Below are 19,313 nucleotides of genomic sequence, written 5' to 3' on the forward strand. Positions count from 1 at the left end.
CTCAGCCGAGTAGGAGCACGATGCCTCCGGCGATCGCCCAGACGATGAGCACGGCGAAGACGACGATCCACCGGCCGCGCCGGGCCAGCCGGAACAGCGTCAGGGCGGCGAAGAGGACGCCGACGTACAGTGCGGCGGGATTCGCGCTCACCCATTGCGCAACGTGGTGGCACGGGAACGACTGACACACCTGCTCAGCGTGACACGGTCGCGGCGGCGAGCGAGCGGTTGGTCGCCCCGCGCCCCGGTATCGGCAGCCCCTTCGCGGCTGGCACGCAGACGGTTCACAGCTAGGGGCGGGATGGTGGTCGACGTCGTGCTGGAAGTCGGGCGCCGCGACGCGAGTTGCGTTGCGGCGCAATGTTTTCGGTGCTAGGCGCCGGGCGTACAGTACGTGGCCTCGAGCACGCGGTCCCGCGGGTCGATCGAGCCCGGGGCGCCGGCTTGGTTGAACGTCACCGACAGCGCGCGTCTTTGGTCCGACGCAACGCTGAGCGTGTGATAGCCGAACAGATCACCACCGTGGCCCCACACCGTGACACCGCAGGGCAGTGCGATGCTGATGAGGCCCAACCCATAACCCCTTCCGCGACCACCCTCGGGCCACGGCGCGGTGGCCATCATCTGAGCCAACTGCGGCCGCGGGATCACCCGTCCGCCGACCAATGCGGCCATGAACGTGGTGAGGTCTTCGCCGCTGGAGACGAGCGCTCCGGCCATGTCGGAATTCGAAGGCTCGTAAGGGGTTACGTCGACGCGCGGCCCAGGCTCGGCGCCGTCATGCGGCGCCGCCGAGGCCGGGTCGAGATCTCCCGAAGCCGGAAGGTAAGGGCCCCCGAGTAATTCGTATCCGTGCGCGAAGGGGGCGCGCAGCGTGGTGTCACCTGCGGCGGGGAAGTACGTGTCGGCCAGCCCCAGCGGCACGATGATTCGACGGGTGATCTCGTCGGCCGGGTCGCGTCCGGTGACGGCGGTGATGATCATGCCGGCCACGACGAAATTGGTGTTGGTGTACTTGATCATTGCGCCGGGGGAGAACTGGGCGGGTTTCCTCAACGCCAGGTCGAGCAGCTGTTGTGAGGTCTGAGGCGGCCCGTGCGGGTCGGTGTCGTAGTAGTACTCGGGCAAGCCGCTGCTGTTGTGCAGCAGTTCGCGCACCGTGATCGCGGTGGCATCGATCCCGGCGCCTCGAATGCGGCCGGGCAGATAGGACTCCACCGACGCGTCGAGGTCGACCTTGCCCTCGGCGACCAGCTGCAACATCGTGGCGGCGACGAAGGTCTTCGTGACGCTGGCGGCGCGGATGCGGATGTGGGGTCCGAACCCGGCGTGCGTGTCGACGTCGGAATAACCGGCGGAGAACCGGCTCACCGTCGTGCCGTCGCGTGTCACGGCGACGCCGCCCGCCAGTCGTTGGTCGGCCGTGACGTCGGTCAGGACCGCGGCCAGGTCGGTGCTCGCCCGGGCGGGGACGGCGCCCACTCCTGCCGCGAGCAACGCGGTAGCGGTGGCGATCGCAACGAGGGCACGCACGACACCTGACAGTACTTCGGCCGACGCGACGAGGCGGGGTGGTTGCCAAGGCTTGCCGTGGCAGTCGTGCGGTCAGACAATGTCGTCATGCTGGCCCGGCGTCGCCGTCTTCTGGGACGCGGTGTGACGATGCTGGGACCCTTGCGCCACTCCGAATATCGCCGTCTGGTGGGTGCTCTGGCCGTCTCGGTCGTGGGGGCCGGGATGTGGACCGTCGTGATGCCCATGCAGGTGCTCGACATGCGCGACGACGCGAGGGCCCTCTCGGTGGTGGCCACCTGCCTCAGCACGGCTGCGGTGGTGGCGGCACTGATCGGCGGTGTGGCAGCCGATCGCCTGCCGCAGCGACGGATCATCATCGGCGTGCAGACGCTGAACTTCGTGTGCCTGCTCGCGATCGCACCGCTCGCCGTCCTCGATCGTCTCCAACTCTGGGAGTTGGCGCTGGCGGCGACAGTGGTCGGAATGGGTGGCGGTCTGTTCGCTCCCGCGTTCACCGCCTATCTCCCGACGCTTGTGCCCGAGCGAGAACTGATGGCAGCCAACGGGATCGAAGGCGTCATGCGCTCGACGCTGCAGCAGGCCGTCGGCCCCACGCTGGCTGGCGTGCTCCTGGGTGCCGCCTACCCCGACACCGGGCTCGTCATCATCACGGCCCTCTACGTCGTGAGCCTGGCCCTGCTGATCACGCTCAGACCGTCCCGCCCGGCGCCCGCGGTGGCGTCGCGAAGGGGATGGCCGTGGTCCGACGTGCGCGACGGGTTCCGGGTAGTGGTTCGAACCCGTTGGCTGCGCTGGACTCTCGCCGCCAACGCCGTCTCGACCTTCGCGGTCGCCGGACCGGTGGAGGTGCTCCTGCCCTACCTCACCCAAGAGCACTTCTCGGACGGGCCCCTGGCGTTCGGCGCCATCGTGGCGGCGGTGGGAGCCGGTTCGACCATCGGCGCGATCGCGGTGTCCTCGCGCGGGCTGCCGCGCCGCTACTTCTCCGCGCTCGTGCTGGGAGGCGCCGTCGCCATGATGCCGCTCGCCGTCTTGGGCAATGTCTCGATCTTCCTCGTCATGGCGGGGTCGGCGGCCGTCGTCGGTGTCGGACAGGGAATCTCCGTCGTCATCCGCGCCACACTGCTGCAGCGACGCGTGCCTCGCGAGAGTCTGGGTCGGGTGGCCAGTGCCGACGTGTTGGCGACCCTGGCGCTGCTCCCGGTCTCGACCGCAGTGACCGGCGCGCTGTCGGAAGTCGTTCCCATGGGCGTCATCTTCGGGGTGGCCGCGTGCCTGCCCATCCTCGCCGCGTCGGTGGCCATGGTGGCGGGGCGGCTGCGACGCGACGAACTCGAACACGACCTGCGGTGATCACGTGCGACGGGGCGGCTTGGGTCGTCGTGGACTTCCGGCACCGCCACCAACATGGGGGGAGGGGTGGCGGCACCGGAAGCGTCTGTGGGGCAGCGCTATTCGGCGCTGACGGTCATCGTCGACACCGCCATGTGCGTGTCACGCACAGGACTGTCAGGCCGAGCCCGAGACCGGTGAGGAAGGCGGTCTGTACCTCTGCGTGGGTGCGTGTCGGGCGCATGCTCTCGTATCTCTTGTCCGATCGCATCATGGGGACGTCCGCTCGACGGCCGTCGCTCTGGTTCCGCGGCATTGTCGTGGGACCGATCCCGTTAGGTTGCGGCGTGTTCACGGTGGCGCAGCTCGTCGGCTCGGTTCTCCAGTTCCTGCATGGATTGTGGTGAAAGACCGACGGCGCGTGAGGCGATCCGGCGGACACCCTCGTCGCGCAACCCCGCCAGCAGTGTCAGTTCGCGGCTGACCCGTTGGTAGTAGTCGTCGTCGGTGAAGTACCGCACGTCGACGCGGAAGAACGCCGCGAGCGCCGCCATCGTGGCCCCGGACGGATTGGTGCGCCGTCCCCGGCGAAGCTGCGACAGGTACGGCGCGGACATCGTGATGCCCGCGGTGTGGCACGCCGCGATGAGCTCGGCTCCGGTGTGGGGGGATCCGCCCAGCGGATACACCGTGGCGAACAGTCGGTTCAACCGGTCCGCAAATGACGTCGGCATGCTTTCCTTCCGGGTGGGAGTGGGGTTGGCGTGTCCGGAATGGTCGGTCACCGTGGTTGCAGCAGGTATCCACGGCCTCGAACGGTGTGGATCATGGGTCGGCGCCCCGAATCGATCTTCTTCCTCAGGTAGGACACGAAGATCTCGACCAGGTTCGGGTTTCCGTCGAAGTCCGAGTGCCACACGTCGCGCAGGATCTGGGGCTTGGTGACGACGCGGCCCGAGTTCTGCATCAGGTAGCCCAGAAGCTTGAACTCCGTCATCGTCAGCTCGACCTTGCGACCCTCGCGGGTGACCTCGTGGCTGTAGAGGTCCAGGATCAGGTCGCCCACGACGAGACGTCCGCGGTCCAGGTCGGTGACGACACCGCTGCGCCTGATCAGCCCGCGCATCCGCAGGACGACCTCCTCGAGGCTGAACGGTTTGGTGACGTAGTCGTCGCCGCCCTGCGCCAGGCCGGCGATGCGATCCTCGGCAGTTGCCCGTCCCGTCAGGAGGAGCACCGGCAGCTTGGGGGAGAGAGCCCGCAGCGCGTGCATCAACGTCAAGCCGTCGGTGTCGGGTAGCGCGATGTCCAGGACGGCGAGATCCGGCTGTTCGCGGGTCGCCGCGGACATGGCGCTGGACCCATCGCGGGCGGTGGACACGTGCCAGCCCTCCCGCCGGAGCGCGATCGTCAGTAACTCGGCAATCAAGGGCTCGTCGTCGACGACGAGCACCTTGACGGGCGTGCCGTCGGCACGGACCACCCGTGTCTCGTCGTTCCAGGTCATCGATCGGTCACGCGTTTCGGTGATCGTCACGGCGCCGCCGGAGGCCGGTGGGTCGCGCTTGTCGTGACTCGAGCCAGCACGGTGAGCGCGGTGGCGAACTCCAGTGCGGGGGGCTGCCAGCTATCGACGACCCGATGTGTGGACGAGGACCCCGCACCTGCGCGCTGCGGTGTGCGTCGCTCATCGACTGTCACGTGCCGGACTCCTGCCTGCTGACCCCCAAAGACAGGGCGAAAGTAGCATGTTAGGAATCGAATAGCATCGTAACGCGGCGCTGAACTGGCTATTTATGGACAGATTCAGATGTCATCCACAGAGTTCTCAGGTTCGACGCCCGTCCTTGACGGCGGCCCGGGTGTCCCGGGTACGGGCTGGCGATCGTCGGCCGCGGCAGGCAAGGCCCGTCTCGACGCGGTCATCGGTGCGGCCCGACGGCATGTCCAGCGAACTACGGGTGGCCGCCTCCACCGCCGGAGCCAGGGCCACCGGGGCCGCCTCCTCCGCCGGGCCCGCCGCCGGAACCGGCGCCCCCAAAACCGCCTCCGGGTCCGGGGAGGGAACCCGGTCCCCGCGGGCCCGGGCCGTTCGGCACGTGCGGCGGCGGGGGACTGAACGAGAACCCGGTCCGCGGCGGCGGAGCGCTCGGGCGGGGTGCCGCGCCATTGCCCGTCGGTTGCGGCGCGGCGAGCGCGGGCCCGGGCGGCGCCTCGGTGGCAGAAAGGGTGGGCGACGTCGCCGACGACGCCGACGGGGAGGGCGCGTCCGTCGGCGGGGATGACGACGGCGGGTCGACCGGGGCGTCGTCAACGATTGATGACGGTGTGATTCTCACCGCCGAGGAGGAGGACACCGAGGGGGTTGGGGATTGCTCGGTCCTGATCAGGTCGGGCGACATCGGCGCGTTGCCGGTCTGCACCAGGGTCGCGCCGAGTCCCGCGCCGACGAGCAGGACGGCCAACAGGCTCGCCGCCATGAGCGGCCCGCGACGGGCGGCGGGCGCGGTGACGAGCTCGGCTTCGGGTGCACTCGTCGAGCCGTCACCCACGAATGGGCTGAAGCACCTCGCGGCGTAGGCCTCCACGTCGTGTCGTGACGCAAGGGGGTTGTCCGGGTCGTTCACCACCACCAGGGAGTGCGCCATCCGCACGAAGACGTCGGCCAGGGCGTCCAGATCGTCGGGGTCGCCGACGATGGGCTCGAGCCGAGCGGCGACCAGCGGCCGCGCGGTCTCCATGATCGAGGCCGGCCCCGTCGACTGCAGACTGGTGATCATCTCGGGCTCGGTGGTGGACAGTCGGACGACCAGCGGATGGTTGCGCACCGACCATACGACGTCGGAGAAGGCCCGCACGGCGCGGTGTTCGGGTTCTCGCTCGGCGGCGTCGGCGAACGCAGTGTCGAGAACCGTCGACAGCTCGCGTAACACGGCTGAGCGCAGGAGTTCGTTCTTGCTGGACCAGCGGCGGTAGACCGTCATGTGGGACACGCCGGCATATTTCGCGACCGACTCCACGGTGGCACGCTTGACCCCAAAGTCCGCGAGTACGCGCGAGGCGGCCTCGAGAATCTTCGTCCCCGTGGGGTCCGGCGCCTGCGCGGGCACGGCGGCCACCTTTCGTCGCGGAGGGCGGCGGCGACGACCCACGCCGAATGAGACGGCCTCCAGCGACCCGATAGTACTGCCCGACGAGGGAACGCCACCCCAGCCTGTGGACCTTCACAGCCCGCCCCGCCGCGTGTTCGATCAGCTGTCGGCCTTCGCCGAGGTCGCCGAGGTGGCGGCGTGCGCGGAGGACGAACGGTGTTTGCCAGTCGGCTTGGCCGCGGCGGCGGATGCACTCGGGGTGGCGGGGGTGGCCGCGTCGGGATGTCCGGGATGGGTGCCCTTCGTCGCCGTGTGCGCGGGACGCGTCGGGGTTGCTGCGTCCGTCGTGCTCGGCTCGGTGGCGGCAGCGGCGGTGGTCGTGCTCGGCTCGGTGGTCGTCGCGGTTGCGGTCGCGGCGGTTGCGGTGGGCGTGGTTGCGGTGGTCTTCCTGACGACGGACTTCTCGACGCCGGACTTGGCGTCGCCGGTGGTCGTGCCGGACTTCGCGTCGTCGGTGGTGGTGGCGGACGCCGTGACGACGGATGCCTTGACGACCGATGCCGTGACGGTGGCGGGGGCCGCGTCGACGGCTGCGGACGCGGCCTTGGTCGTGGCGTTTGCGGTGGAAGTCGACGTCGCCTTCGACGAGGCGGCCTTCTCGAAGGTGGCGGCCAGTGCGGTGAAAGCCTTGGTGATTGCCTGTGAAATCTGCTGCCCGAGGTGGGCCAAGGCCTGTGCTGCCGCCGTGACGGTGGCGCTGATCTGCTGACCCATCGCGGCGACGGCCTTGCTCACCGATTGGACGAACGCCGCCATCTGCTGGGCGGCGGCCGCGATCGGCGTGGTGATCGTGGTGGTGACGACCGTGGTGGCGTACTTGGCGATCTCCGCGGCCAGGACGGCGACGGCGAGTTTGGGTGTCCAGTCGGCTTCGTAGATTCCGTAGGTGCCGTCGACGCCGTCCTGGGCGGTGTAGATGTAGACCGGCCCGGCGTAGGTGAGGGTCTCCCAGGTGTCGATGAGGTCCTGAATGTAATTGGCTTGGGTTTGCTGGCTGACGTCGGACGTCTGGACGCCGTACTCGGTGATCCAGATCTTGGTGGGATCGCCGGCAGCGACCAACATGGCCTCGATGGCTTCGATCTGGGTCAGGGGGGAGTTGGCTACCCCTGCCCCCGCGGAGAATTCGAGCGAGGTCTCATAGGGGTGGAATGCCAGCGCGTCGAAGTACCCCGAGGCGCCGTCGGCGAGCATCTCCTGTACGAAGGTGACCGGGTCGAGGGTGAGATTGCCGAAGCTGACGACGCTGCCCAACCCCGCGGCGATCACACTCGCGCTGGGGTCGACCGCCTTGATGGCGGTGTAGCCCGCCTTGAGGAGTGCGGTGTAGGTCGCCGGGTCGATCGGATCGTAGGACGCCACGGAGTTGGGTTCGTTCCAGATTTCGTAGGCCGAGATCTCGTTGCCGTAGCGTTCGGCCACCTGGGTGAGGAACGCCGCGTAATCGGTCGGGTTCGGCGTACCGGCGCCAAGGATGGTGCCGCTCGGCGCATCCCATGTCGGTGTGGAGGTCACTCCGGCCAGCACGCTCATGTTGCGCGCGGCGGCGGCCGCCATGACTTCGTCGATGTAGGTCCAGTTGTACGTGCCCTCCGCCGGTTCGATCAACGCCCACGGGACGAAGACCCGAATACTGGTCACCCCCAGCGATTCGAGGGTGTCGAGGGTCGTGTCGATGTCGGCGACCGACTCGCCGTACAGGTCGGAGTCGGCGATGCCGATGGTGGAGGCGGAGTCGACGATCGAGGCGGTGTAGGCGACGGCCGCCGACGATTGCACCGGTGGGTTGCGCAGCGCCGCGCAGTGCGTGCACACCGTGGCCGTGGCGACGGTCGCGACGAGAAGTCGGGTGGCCGCGGATCGGGCCGACCGTGCGGAGATGGCGTACATGACGACCTCGATTCGATTGAGCAGCAGCAAACTCGCTCAACGGTAGGAACCATCGTCGCTCGCGGGTGAGCGTCCTCAGCGTCTACTTATCTGGGTCTCAGGCCGGCGATCGCGGCAGTTGCAAACCGCAAAACATCGGACGCCTAGTATGAATTTGCCGGAACCGTTTCAGTGCGCCGATGAACGCTGACGACGGCGGTAGCCAGGTGGGATGAGCCGCAAACGCCATCCAATTCGGGTCGACGGCTGTCGTTGCCGCGACACCACCCGGTCCATGATGGGCGACCCGCGTGCCAAAGGTCAGTCGCAAAACTCACAGCTAACGATGGGTCGGCCTCGGCGGCCGCGTGACACCAGCGGCTCGTCGACGGGGTGACGGCTCGAATGCGGACCCTCGGGCCGGGCGTCTCGACGTTGGATGGCTTAGGTGTTCCAAACGTCCAGTCTCGCAGCGCGATTGACGTCGCGATCGCGCAACGTGTTGGTGCCCAACACGTCTTCGCGCGAGGGGCGGCACGACGCCCACGACGGCATCTGCGGGCGACGCCGACCCCAGGCGCCGGGCTCATCGGCCGGGCCGTCGTACGCGGGGGACGGTTCTCGTGGGAGGGAGGTTTTGAGGGCTCCCGGGGTGGATATGTCTTGATCGCTCTCTTGTACGTCTACATGGGATGGAGTGCGTAACATGATGTTTCGTCGTATCGCTGCTGGCGCTGCCATCGCGGCCGGAGTGATGATGGGTTGGGGAGCTGTCGACGCGGCGGCCGCTCCGGCCCCTGGTCAGCCCGGGGCCCCAGTGCTGCCGCCGGCCGGTCCGGACGCAGGTACGCCGCCGGCGTGGGCGCCACCCAAGCCGGTGGATCCGGTGTGGGCCAACGGTCAGCCGCAGGTGTGGGACGAAGGGTGGAACCACTGGGGGGTCTGGGAGAACGGCGTGTTCGTCCCGACCTACTAGTCCCGTCCGCCCGTCGAAGCGGCGCCGCGCCTGCGGTGCCGCTTCGACGCTGTGCGCCGGTGGCCGTATTCGCACGGTCGATCCGAGTCGCCGCGCCAGGACGATTCAGAGGTCGTGCGCGGCGTTGACGGCGTAGGTGAGTTGGGCGCGGTTCGCGGCGCCGAGTTTGGTGCAGGCGCGTAGTACGTGCGTCTCGACGGTGCGCACGGACAGCGTGAGCTGTTCGGCGATGGACTTGTTCGTGTGACCCGCGGCAACCAGCACGGCGATCTGGTGTTCCCGCCCGGTCAGGGGGAGCGGCTGCAATGCCGCCTGCAGAGCGGGCGTCATCGGCTGACCGCAGCCCTGGCGGAGGCGGGCGGCCGTGGCGCGCGCCCGCAGCGCCTCGCCGGTGTGGCCGGCTGAGCCGTGGGCGGTGGCGGCCTGGGCGGCGGCGTCCGCGGCGGCGCATCGCAGCCCAGCGTCCTCCAGTTGGGTGGCGACCCGCTCGAGACGTTTCCCGTCATTGGCGGCCAGGGCCTGTGCGTGCGCGAGGACGAGAGTGCCGTAGGCACAGTCGATTCGGCGGGTCAGGCGAATCAGCTCAGCGAGGGCGGTGACGTCGCCGAGGCGTAGGGCGTCGTGATGGGCCAGCAGTGCGGGGCCCAATTGCCCTGTGGCAGTGGCGGTGGTGATCGCAGTGCGCGCGGCGGCCCGGGCCCCGACGAGGTTGCGCTCGGCGGCCAGCGTCCATACCCGGGCTTGGCGCAGTTCGGGTAGGTGGATGGTCGTGCGTGCGTCGTGGAGGCGGTCGGCGTCGGCCAGCGCGGCCGCCGCACCAGCTGCGTCGCCCAATTGACCCAGCGCGGTGGCCAACCACGAGGAGTTCAGCGCGCCCCACGCGTTGCCGGTCTGCTGGTAGTACTCGGTGGCTCCCCGTAGGTGAGCGATGGCGGCGGGCAGATCGCCGGCGATCACCTGCACGTGACCGACCAGGACCTGACCGCTCGCGTGCGCGGGTTGGCGACGCTCGGAGATCTGCAGATGGTGGGTGGCGACGTTGGCGGCAACGTCCACGCGGCCCTGCAGGATTGCGGTGTGTGCCTCGCCGAGGGCGGCACCGTAACGGACCCCGTCGGGTTGTTCGACGCTGGCGGTGCGCGAGACGTGCTGCGGCACGTCCTGGAGGCGACCCAGCCGCGCGCACGACAGCGCGGCCGCCGAGGCCGCCCACGCCACGGCCAGGTCTTGCACACCGGGGGTGGTGAGCACCGCGTCGGCGAGGCGCAGGCAGTCGTCGAGACGTCCGAGGTTCATCGCGAACTGCGAGGCGAGCCCATCGATCGTCGCCAATTGTGTCGGCTCGGTGATCCGGGCGCGCAGTTGGGTGAGCCACGACGCGGCCTGCTCGGCGCGGCGCAGCATCCAGAATTCGTTGGCGGCCTTGCAGATTGCCCAATACACCAACTCGAAACCAGACAGGTCTGCAGGGTCGACGGCGTCGAGGATCTCTTCGGCGTCACTGCCGCGGCCCTGCCAGCACACCGCCTGGGCCAGGGTCATACGCGCAGCGAGATCACCGCTGCGCGCCAGGGCGGCGCTGGCCAACCGTTCGGTCAGCTCGAAGTCCCCCAGGAACATCGCCTGCCACGCCGCGCCCGTCAGATCGGCCAGTGGTGGGGGCGCGTCACTGTCCAGGGCCAGGGCCGTCAACCGCAATCGGTCCACCGGCGACACCGCAGGCACCGGCACGTCTCGTTGGGTCAGCGCGTGCACCAGCTCGGTACGCAGGCGGCGGGCGTGGAGGTGTCCCATCGCCGCGCGCAGGCGCTCGGTATAGAGCGGATGACCGGAGAAGGCGTGCAGCTGACCGGCGTGGGACGTGATGCGCAGTGCCGCAACGCGTTCCCCGTCCTCGAGTGCCTCTTCGTCGACGAGGCTGGCGAGCACCGCGACCGGCAGTGGTTCTTCGATCGCCAGATACCTCAGGGCCTCCAACGTCCCGGCGGGCAGGTCGCGCAACGCGGTGTCGATCAGGTCGAGTAGCGGATCGTTGAGCGTCGTCGGGCCTGTCCACTGCCATTCCCCGCGCTGGAGATGCACACCGTCGTGCTGGCGGGCGCCCTCGACGAGGTGACGCAGGAAGAGCGGATTGCCCTGGCTGAGCGTGAAGACCCGCTCCGCGGCCCCCACCGACACGGGGCCTCCCAGGACTGACTCCATCACCCTGGTCACCTCCCGTGCGGTCAGGGAGCCGACGTCCAGGCGCGGCAGATGGCCGTCCTTCCAGACCGCGGTGATCGCCTCGGGGGTGGGTTCGCCGCTGCGACACGTGATCAGCACTCGGGCCCGGCTGGTCGTGACCATCTGATGGACCAGCGTCGCGGAGTACCCGTCGAGCAGATGGGCGTCGTCGATCACCAGCAGCACTGGATGGCCCGCCGGTGGGCACAGCTCGGCCTTGGCCGTCCGCAGCACCGCGGCGGGATTGGACCCCGGGGGGACGTCGATCAGGTGGGCGAAGGCACCGAAGGGGATCTCACGGGTCGACGCCGTCGCCGATACCCACCGCACAAGCGCTTCGGCGCCCTGAGCCGACGACCACCGCCGGACTCCTGCTCGCGCCAGCACGGTCTTGCCGACGCCCGCCGCACCGAACAACGCGATGCCCGAACCGTCGGGATCGGTCAGGGCGGCATCGAGCGTCGCATTCAAACCCGCGCGATCGTCGATCACCCACCCCGTCATCAAGGGCAGTGTAGAAGGACGGCTCCGCGGAGGTGGAACCAAACCTACGTAGCGCACTACGGATGCCCAGAATGCGGTCAAATGGTATTTGCTACAGAGCAGGTTCCATATAAACCGACGATAGCTGAACTGCACGGTTGTCCATGGCGATCCGTGAAGCCTGCAGCGCGTCAATTTGATCTTGAATCACAATGACGACGCGAGCAAGCGTGCTGATCCAGGATCGTCGGGGCGCCCCTGGGCGCGACCCACATCTACCGGTACCGACGGCGGTCAGTCGCCGTGTCGGGCCGGGACGGCATTGCAAAAACATTGTCCAACAGTATATTTCCCCAACCGCGTTTCAAAGGTGCCATGTGCCTCTCGTCGGCGTCAGGGACTTCGCGCGAGCCGGGGTGGTTGGTCCGTCACCCGCACGGCCGGCAACGTTCCAAGCCATGCCGGAAACACGCCGGTGGCCAGAATTCCTCCCATCGATGCACCAACGTAGGTGCGATGTCGTATATTGCTGAGCGGTTCGATATGCGTGTTACGGTGTTTGCCGACGAGCGATGAACGCGACGTGAAGTCCTAGGGATCGACCGATCCTCGGGGGGATGGCATCACCGTATTGGGGGATGCCTGATGAAGGGGTGGACATTTCATGGCGGGTCGTCACCGGATGGGCGCGAAGGCTGGCGCGAAGGGTCGTCGCGGGGAGCGGCGCACCTTGGCGGTGTCATCCTGGCTGGGCGCCGGCGCCATCACGCTGGGCGTGGGTGCGGCGTTGGCGAGCGGGGGCGGCGTGGCCCATGCCGACAGTGGGTCCGGTTCGTCGGCAACCGCACCTCGTGACGACGGCGGGTCCGCGCGGCACGCCGTCGCGTCCGGCAGCACGACGCACGCGGGGTCGGCGGCGGCAGACACGAAGACCTCTGCTCAGGGCACCTCGGGATCTGCGCGCTCCGACACGAGCACCTCACCCTCCTCGGCGGAGGACGCGACGACCCCGGGGGTGGACCCGCTGTCGGCGGGGCGTTCCACCGGGACAAGGCACTCGTCACCAGCGCTGTCGACGGGTTTGCCGTCGACCAAGACGCCGTCGACCAAGACGCCGTCGACGGGTTCGCCGTCGACCAAGGCACCGTCGCGCTCCACCAAGGAGCCGTCGACGACCTCGCCATCGACCTCGACCGGGCTCACGTCGTCGCCGTCGACCACGACCTCCACCGCTCACGTCGGCGCGCAGACCGCGGTGAAGGCCGTCACGCCGATGACGTCGTCGACGTCGCTTGGCACGATAAACACCACTGCGCCAACGGCTTTGGTGGTGCCGACCGTGTCGGTGGTGACTCCGGTGGCCCAGACCCCCGATGAGGTGCTGGCGGCCTTGATCGCGGTGTTCATCAGCAACGGCACCGCGGCTCATCCCAACGGGGGATTGCTCTTCGGGACCGGGTACAGCGCCACCACCGGATGCGTCGCGGCGGGCTGCAATGGCGGTAACGGCGGCATCTTCGGCAACGGGGGCGCCGGGGCGGACGGCGGCCGCGGCGGCAGCGCGATCTTGATCGGCAACGGCGGCGCCGGCGGAGATGCCGTCGTCGCGGGCAATGCCGGGGGTGCGGGCGGCGCGGGTGGACTGCTGATCGGCTCGGGTGGGCGTGGCGGCAGTGGCGCCACGGGCCTGGTCGGATCCACGGCAACTCAGCCCGGTGCCACCGGCGGTACCGGCGGCACCGGCGGGGCGGGTGGAGCCGGTGGGGCGGCGGGTCTGCTGCTCGGTTCGGGCGGCGCCGGTGGCAACGGAGGCACCGGTGGCCGCGGTGGTGACGGCGCGACCGGGGCGACCGGCGCCACGGGATTCGCGGGCACCTCGGTGAATCTGGATGGGGGCACCGGCGGCACGGGCGGCACGGGCGGCAACGGCGGTGTCGGCGGTACCGGCGGCAACGCAGGCGCCGGCGGTCAGGGCGCGGGTGTTCGGCACTCGCGGCATCGCCGGCGTCAATGGCAATGGCGGTGATGGTGGCACTGCCGGTCGGGGTGGCACCGGCGGCACCGGCGGGACCGGGGGCACCGGCCAGACCGGCAGCGTGGGTGTGCTGCCCGGCGGTACCGGCGGCGGTGGCGGCACCGGCGGCACGGGGGGCAATGGCGGCACCGGCGGCGCGGCCGGCACGGGTGGAGCCGGCGGACGACGCGGAAGCGGTGGTTCCGGTGGCACCGACGGCGCCGTCGGGGCCACCAACACCCAGGGTGACGGCGGCACCGGCGGCAACGGGGGAATCGGAGGTACGGGTGGCACCGGTGCGACCGGCGCTACCGGGACGGCCGGCGCTCCCGACGCCGTGCAGACCGGTGACCAGCTTTCCGGCAGTGCCGGAGGCGCGGGCGGCGCTGGCGGCACCGGTGGGGTGGGTGGCACCGGGGGCAATGCCGGCCACGGGGGCGCCGGCGCCACTACCGGCGCCAACGGCGTCGACGGCGTGGGCGGGGTCGGCGGGACCGGAGGGGCGGGTGGCACCGGCGGCGTGGGTGGCGACGCCTCGGCCACCAGCGATGTGGCCACCCATGTCGTCGGCGGCGACGGAGGGGCCGGCGGGGACGGTGGGGCCGGAGGCCTCGGCGGTCAGCCCGGGAGCGGCGGGACGCCGTCCGGCACCGGTGCCACGGGCGCGGGTGGTGCCGGCGGCATGGGCGGCAACGGAGGCAACGGCTCCCTCACGGATGTGCCGGGATTCGTGGGGGTCTCATCCCGCGGCGGTGACGGGGGCGCCGGAGGTTCGTCCGTCGGCACCGGCGGCACGGGTGGCGCCGGTGGCAACGGCGGCAACGGCGATGCCGTGGGCAGCGCGCTGGGGGTCCCCGCTCCCGACGCCTACGGCGGTGACGGTGGCACCGGGGGCAGTGGAATGACCGGCGGTGCCGGTGGCATGGGCGGGCAGGGCACCGCGGTCGGTGCGCAGGTCTATGAAGCCTTCGGCGGCGACGGCGGCGACGGCGGACCCGCCTTGCTCACCGGAGGCAAGGGCGGCACCGGGGGTGCCGCAATCGTCGATCCCGGCGCCACGGCATTCGGGAAGATCGGCGGTGACGGCGGCGACGGTGGCAACGCCATCCTGCCGGGAGGGCACGGCGGCGACGGGGGCAACGGCGGCGACATCACGCCCTCTGCTGGGCTGAACCTGGTCGGTTACGGTGGAGACGGTGGTACGGGGGCGGCGGGCAACGGTGCCGCCGGCAACAGCGGCCGGTACCTCACCAGCTGAGCCGCCGCCGCGGCAGGATCGCAGTCGTCACCTCGACGGGCACGGCGGCGGACGTCGATGACGGCACCGTCCAATGTCATTGTGCGGCAACGTCTTAGGCGCTCAGTCGGTCGGACCCGCCCGCAGCGGGCGTAGCATGGCGGCCAGGTCGGGGGGCCATCGACAGGGGAGTCAACAATGACGTTTCATTCGACCCGTTCACTCGTCGCCGCGTCGGCAGCGATGCTGGCGCTCTCCGTGAGCAGTGCCGTCGCCGCAGCCGACCCTCCCGCTCCGGGGTCTGCGTGCGGCCCAGACAAGGTCATCACGTCGATCAACACCTGTGAGCCGCTCAACTCGTCCTGCACCGGTTACGACAGCATGATCATCGGACGCGTGGCCGCAGACGGTCGCTGCGTGATTCCCGGGCTCGAGGGCACCACCTGGTAGCCGGCCCACCCGACGGGGTCGGGGTTCGTCGACTCAGCGGACCGGTGTCCACTCCCGGCTGGCGGACTTGCGGAACAAGAACACCGACACGGAATTGGAGAACCAGGCCCACAGCAATCGGGGCCATCCCACCGCGTGGGCGCGGCGGCCCGTGTGCCACACGGTCAGGTGGTTGACGAACCTCGTCTGACCGATCTTGGAGAGTCGCCGGAAGAGATCCATGTCCTCCGACGCCGTGAGTCGCTCGTCGAATCCGTCGACTCGGTCGAAGGCCCTGCGGTCGATCATCTGGAATTCCCCACCCGAACCGCCCACGCCAAGCACGTTGTTCTGCAGGGCGAACTGCAATCCCAGGGTGAAGAAGACGTAGCGATCGAACAACGTGCTCACCTCGCGGAAGACGCGGTAGCGTCCCGTCAGCGCCACCAGTCGTGGCCGACGGATGAATTCCGCCCGTGCCCTGGCGAAGAAGGCGTCGACGTCGTGGATGATGACGTCGGCGTCGAGGAAGACCACGAAGTGTCCCCGGGCCCGCGCGGCGCCCATGTTGCGCGCCATGCCGATCGTCTGTCGGGCCTGCCCGTCGTAGACGATCACCTCGTCGGCATACCTGCGGCACACCTCGATGGTCCCGTCGGTGCTGTTGCCGTCGGACACGATGATCTCGCGAGCGCCGGAGTACTGCGATAGGCACCGGAGGGTTCGTTCGATCGTCGCGATCTCGTCGAGCGTCGGGATGACGAAGGAGATCGTCTCCGGGCTCACGCCCCCACGCCGTCGATCGGCCATGCCGACAGTGTGCCCAACCAATGCCATACGGTCAAACGATTGCATGATCATCATGGATGAACAACCATCGAATGGTGGACTCTGCGCCGGGAGCCCGCTGCCGCGCGCGCTCGGCGTGCATGACGCCGTCACCCTCGACTCAGCTCCACGGCCTTGACGATCAGCAGGATGGCGCCGATCACCAGGTAGCCGCGCAGGGCCAGCATGCCGAGTTTCGTTCCCGCCGACCACGTTACGGGTTCCAACAGTGCCAGCGGTGGCATCCGCCAGTGCATTGCGTCCTGCCGGGACATCCCGGGGAGCGGCGGCGTGCCGACAGGCTGACGCCGGCTCCGCCACCGCAGGACGCCGGTCGCCAGCACGCCGAGGACGACGAGACCGACCGCCAGACACGTCGTGACGGTCACCACGTCGAGCGTCGGGAACAACGTGGTGGCCATCAGGATCCCCGACAGCAGCAGGAGCACCGAGACGATGAGCACCGCGACCACGTTGAGCCAACGGCGATTGACCCACGGCCCCAATACTTCTCGGTCGTTGCACAGCAGGAGCAGGAAGACGCTGGCGCTGGGCAACAGCAGTCCGGCCAGCGCCTGTACCGCGGTGGTGATCAGTCCCAGCGGTGCGCCGGGGATCAGCACGATGCCCGCCGCCGCGGCGACCATCGCGGTGTAGGACAGGTAGAACGGCTTGGCGTCGGAGAACCCGCGGTGCAGAGAGTGCTTGAGGCCGAACACGTCCCCGAAGGCGTAGCTCGTCGACAGCGTCACCGCGGCAGCACCGACGATGGAGGCGTCCAGGAGCACGATGGCGAAGATCGGTCCCAGCACGCTGCTGTGCTGGGACAGCAGCGTGGCGACGTGTCCCGCGTCGACGAAGTCACCCGTACTGCCGGTGGATCGCGCGGCCCAGTCGGCGGTCATGACCAGTGCCGCAGCCCCGATCACCACCACGAACGCTCCGAGAGTGGTGTCGACGCGCTCGTAGCCGATGAACCTCGGGGTGATGCGTTTGTCGACGATGTTGGACTGTTGGAAGAACAGCTGCCAGGGCGCGACGGTGGTGCCCACGATCGCGATGATCAACAGCACCGCATCCGAACTCAGTCCGCCCCTGATGCCTGGCACGACGAGGTCGCGAGCCGCGGCACCCCACTGCGGATGGGACCACAGCAGCATCGGAAGCTGCAGGGTGGTGATGGCGATGAACACGAACATCGCTCGCTCCCAACGGCGGAAGCTTCCCGACGCCATGATCGCCACCAACGCCACGCCGGTGGTGGGAACGACGACGTACTTCGACACCCCGAAGTAGTCCGCCACCAAAGAGACCCCGATGAACTCGGTGACGATGGTCAGGAAGTTCAGCAGGAAGAGGTCTCCGACGCTGAACCACCCCCAGCCGCGGCCGAAGCGTTCGCTGATCAGTCGGGCGTGGCCGACCCCCGTCACCGCGCCGAGGCGAACCACCATCTCCTGGTTGACGATGAGGACGGGAATGAGCAGCACCAGGACCCAGAGCAGGCTGTAGCCGTAGTCCTGCCCGGCCTGCGCGTAGGTGGCTACGCCGCCGGCGTCGTTGTCACCGACCATCACGATCAGCCCGGGACCGACGATGGCAAGCAGTGTGAGCAGGCGGGTCCTGAACGTGCGCCCCTGGGTGGTGTCACCGATCGCGATTCGACCGAACGCGCCCTCGATGTCACCCAGGTGTGCGGAGTCCAACACCGCGGATGCGCCCCGCGACGTTCCGTCCAGCTCGCCCTCAGTCACGATCGAATCCGCTCGTGGTGCCGACCGTTTCGCGAACCGGGCGGGCAGCGGGTTCGCGGCGGCGCCAATCCTCGGGAATGGTCGCCTCGAGGACGTCGTCGAACGTCACGACGCCAAGCACCCGGTCACCCGCGTCCACCACCGGGATGAGAACCAGGTTGTAGTCCGCCATCAGCAGCGCGACGTCGGTGACGTCCGCCTCGGGGGTGACTCGCACCGGGTCGAGATCGAGCAGGTCCAGCACCGGTGCGTCCGGATCGGACTGCAGCAGTCGGATCACCGAGACGACACCGACGAGGACTCCGCTCGCGTCGACGGCGTGCACCTTCAGCAGCGCCTCGGGTTGCAGGGACCGGCCGGTGGCGATCACCGAAAGTGCTTGCGCCACAGTCGCCTCGACCGCGCAGGAGGCGACGTCGACGCTCATCAACCCGCCCGCGCTGTCCGGATTGAATCCCATGAGGGTGACGACCTTGGTGCGCTGACCCGCGGGCAGCATCTCCAGTACCCGCCGACGCCGGGACTGACGGAGGTCGGCGATGGCATCCGCGGCGTCGTCGGCGCGCATCCTGGCCAACACGGCGGCGACCTGGGCGTCGTCCATGTCGCGGAGGATCTCGCTGGCCTTGTCGGGGTCGAGCTCCTCGAAGACGTCGGCCTCCAGTTCGGGGTCGCCGTGAAGGCGATCGAGGATCTCCCCGCCCTCCTTGCGGTCGGCATCCTCGAGCAGGTCGGCGATCTGGGCCGCCTTGAGCCTCGACATCCGTGCGTCGCCCCGCCGGTCGCCGATGCTCTGGCGGTGCCCGATGAGGGGTTCGAAGGCCTTCCAGTCGCGGCGAGCGTGCCCGCTGCCGCGTTTGATCAAGCCGAACAACCGCGCTGGCCGGCGGGTGTCGAGCCGGGCCAGTGCCCAGCCCGTTCCGACGTCGTCGAGTTCGACGTCGTAGGCGCGCACCAGTTCCGCCGCCGAGACGTCGATCAGACGGTGATCGAGGACGTCGGCACGCAACAGGACCTCACCGTCACGGCGTTCGAATTCCCGCAGATCCACCTTGTTCTTGGTCAACTCGATGCGTTCCTGGGCCAGATCGGTGATCTGCTGGGACGGCACGTACACCCGGCGTGCGCCGATCCCGACCACCAAGCCGGTGACCGGGGGATGGCCCCGCTCGCCCCGCAGGCTCACGACGACGTCGTCGACGCGGCCCACCGGGTCACCCGACCGGGCGACCACGGGACGACCCAGAACCTGGGACAGGTGAATCACCCCACGCGACGGCGACGTGGGCGCATCGGACGCCTCGGGCGATGGCAGTGCACTCATTGCCGCAACTCCTCTCCTGTCCCTGGTCGTCGAATGCGCTTCCGCGGCAGGCGAACTCCACGCCTGGGGCAGTGCTCAGACGGCGACCAACGGGGGTGCCCAGCTCCAATGGGCGGCCGGGCACGTCTCGGACATGCCCACAGTGTGCCGACCGTG

Annotated in this window: 17 protein-coding genes; 5 read left to right on the plus strand and 12 right to left on the minus strand. The window is 69.2% G+C overall.

Annotated elements, in window-relative coordinates:
- Position 1 precedes the first annotated feature (1 nt).
- Entirely contained in the window at positions 2–151 is a 150-nt protein-coding gene (locus G6N60_RS09175) for a hypothetical protein (protein ID WP_163735582.1), read from the minus strand.
- Positions 152–372: 221 nt separating this feature from the next.
- Positions 373–1,533 (minus strand): serine hydrolase domain-containing protein, encoded by a 1,161-nt coding sequence (locus G6N60_RS09180; RefSeq protein WP_246240506.1) that lies wholly within the window; start codon positions 1,531–1,533, stop codon positions 373–375.
- A gap of 129 nt (positions 1,534–1,662) precedes the next feature.
- Here G6N60_RS09180 and G6N60_RS09185 point away from each other — a divergent pair, with 129 nt between their 5' ends.
- Positions 1,663–2,889, plus strand: a complete 1,227-nt coding sequence (locus G6N60_RS09185) for an MFS transporter (RefSeq protein WP_163735585.1) — start codon at positions 1,663–1,665, stop codon at positions 2,887–2,889.
- A gap of 314 nt (positions 2,890–3,203) precedes the next feature.
- Here the strand turns inward: G6N60_RS09185 and G6N60_RS09190 are convergent, their stop codons facing one another.
- The 4 genes from G6N60_RS09190 to G6N60_RS09205 form a co-directional block, all read right to left on the minus strand.
- A complete protein-coding gene (locus G6N60_RS09190; RefSeq protein ID WP_163735588.1) occupies positions 3,204–3,602 on the minus strand; it encodes a helix-turn-helix domain-containing protein in 399 nt (132 codons plus the stop codon).
- A gap of 47 nt (positions 3,603–3,649) precedes the next feature.
- Positions 3,650–4,351, minus strand: a complete 702-nt coding sequence (locus G6N60_RS09195; RefSeq protein WP_170312589.1) for a response regulator transcription factor — start codon at positions 4,349–4,351, stop codon at positions 3,650–3,652.
- 472 nt (positions 4,352–4,823) lie between these two features.
- On the minus strand, positions 4,824–5,978 hold the full coding sequence (locus G6N60_RS09200; protein WP_163735591.1) for a TetR/AcrR family transcriptional regulator: 1,155 nt from the start codon (positions 5,976–5,978) through the stop codon (positions 4,824–4,826).
- A gap of 141 nt (positions 5,979–6,119) precedes the next feature.
- Entirely contained in the window at positions 6,120–7,910 is a 1,791-nt protein-coding gene (locus G6N60_RS09205) for a beta-galactosidase (RefSeq protein WP_163735594.1), read from the minus strand.
- 685 nt (positions 7,911–8,595) lie between these two features.
- Here G6N60_RS09205 and G6N60_RS09210 point away from each other — a divergent pair.
- Positions 8,596–8,865 (plus strand): hypothetical protein, encoded by a 270-nt coding sequence (locus tag G6N60_RS09210; protein WP_163735597.1) that lies wholly within the window; start codon positions 8,596–8,598, stop codon positions 8,863–8,865.
- Positions 8,866–8,970: 105 nt separating this feature from the next.
- On the opposite strand, the gene G6N60_RS09215 is transcribed toward G6N60_RS09210, so the two are convergent.
- The 3 genes from G6N60_RS09215 to G6N60_RS09225 form a co-directional block, all read right to left on the minus strand.
- Complete coding sequence (locus G6N60_RS09215) at positions 8,971–11,592, minus strand: helix-turn-helix transcriptional regulator (protein ID WP_163735600.1); 2,622 nt, start codon at positions 11,590–11,592, stop codon at positions 8,971–8,973.
- A gap of 654 nt (positions 11,593–12,246) precedes the next feature.
- Positions 12,247–12,498 (minus strand): hypothetical protein, encoded by a 252-nt coding sequence (locus G6N60_RS09220; RefSeq protein ID WP_163735604.1) that lies wholly within the window; start codon positions 12,496–12,498, stop codon positions 12,247–12,249.
- 12 nt (positions 12,499–12,510) lie between these two features.
- Entirely contained in the window at positions 12,511–12,801 is a 291-nt protein-coding gene (locus G6N60_RS09225) for a hypothetical protein (protein WP_163735607.1), read from the minus strand.
- Between the two features lie 109 nt (positions 12,802–12,910).
- Here G6N60_RS09225 and G6N60_RS28875 point away from each other — a divergent pair, with 109 nt between their 5' ends.
- From G6N60_RS28875 to G6N60_RS09240, 3 genes are all read left to right on the plus strand, one after another.
- A complete protein-coding gene (locus G6N60_RS28875; RefSeq protein WP_163730765.1) occupies positions 12,911–13,597 on the plus strand; it encodes a hypothetical protein in 687 nt (228 codons plus the stop codon).
- Complete coding sequence (locus tag G6N60_RS28880; RefSeq protein ID WP_163735609.1) at positions 13,551–14,843, plus strand: hypothetical protein; 1,293 nt, start codon at positions 13,551–13,553, stop codon at positions 14,841–14,843. The genes G6N60_RS28875 and G6N60_RS28880 overlap by 47 nt, the downstream gene beginning before the upstream one ends.
- Before the next feature lie 177 nt (positions 14,844–15,020).
- The gene (locus G6N60_RS09240) at positions 15,021–15,272 is read left to right on the plus strand and encodes a hypothetical protein (RefSeq protein WP_163735612.1); all 252 of its coding nucleotides are present in this window, start codon (positions 15,021–15,023) and stop codon (positions 15,270–15,272) included.
- A gap of 33 nt (positions 15,273–15,305) precedes the next feature.
- Here G6N60_RS09240 and G6N60_RS09245 read toward each other — a convergent pair whose 3' ends face one another.
- From G6N60_RS09245 to G6N60_RS09255, 3 genes are all read right to left on the minus strand, one after another.
- Positions 15,306–16,061 (minus strand): glycosyltransferase family 2 protein, encoded by a 756-nt coding sequence (locus tag G6N60_RS09245; protein WP_163735615.1) that lies wholly within the window; start codon positions 16,059–16,061, stop codon positions 15,306–15,308.
- Between the two features lie 128 nt (positions 16,062–16,189).
- On the minus strand, positions 16,190–17,833 hold the full coding sequence (locus tag G6N60_RS09250) for an NRAMP family divalent metal transporter (RefSeq protein WP_246240509.1): 1,644 nt from the start codon (positions 17,831–17,833) through the stop codon (positions 16,190–16,192).
- Complete coding sequence (locus G6N60_RS09255) at positions 17,826–19,157, minus strand: magnesium transporter MgtE N-terminal domain-containing protein (RefSeq protein ID WP_163735618.1); 1,332 nt, start codon at positions 19,155–19,157, stop codon at positions 17,826–17,828. The genes G6N60_RS09250 and G6N60_RS09255 overlap by 8 nt, the downstream gene beginning before the upstream one ends.
- Between the last annotated feature and the right edge of the window lie 156 nt (positions 19,158–19,313).

This window comes from Mycolicibacterium madagascariense (assembly GCF_010729665.1).
GTDB lineage: Bacteria > Actinomycetota > Actinomycetes > Mycobacteriales > Mycobacteriaceae > Mycobacterium > Mycobacterium madagascariense.

Coding starts and splice junctions, on each gene's coding strand:
- G6N60_RS09185 (WP_163735585.1), top strand. CDS start 1,663: ATGCTGGGACCCTTGCGCCACTCCGAATATCGCCGTCTGGTGGGTGCT.
- G6N60_RS09190 (WP_163735588.1), bottom strand. CDS start 3,602: ATGCCGACGTCATTTGCGGACCGGTTGAACCGACTGTTCGCCACGGTG.
- G6N60_RS09205 (WP_163735594.1), bottom strand. CDS start 7,910: ATGTACGCCATCTCCGCACGGTCGGCCCGATCCGCGGCCACCCGACTT.
- G6N60_RS09210 (WP_163735597.1), top strand. CDS start 8,596: ATGATGTTTCGTCGTATCGCTGCTGGCGCTGCCATCGCGGCCGGAGTG.
- G6N60_RS09215 (WP_163735600.1), bottom strand. CDS start 11,592: ATGACGGGGTGGGTGATCGACGATCGCGCGGGTTTGAATGCGACGCTC.
- G6N60_RS09240 (WP_163735612.1), top strand. CDS start 15,021: ATGACGTTTCATTCGACCCGTTCACTCGTCGCCGCGTCGGCAGCGATG.
- G6N60_RS09245 (WP_163735615.1), bottom strand. CDS start 16,061: ATGGCCGATCGACGGCGTGGGGGCGTGAGCCCGGAGACGATCTCCTTC.
- G6N60_RS09255 (WP_163735618.1), bottom strand. CDS start 19,157: ATGAGTGCACTGCCATCGCCCGAGGCGTCCGATGCGCCCACGTCGCCG.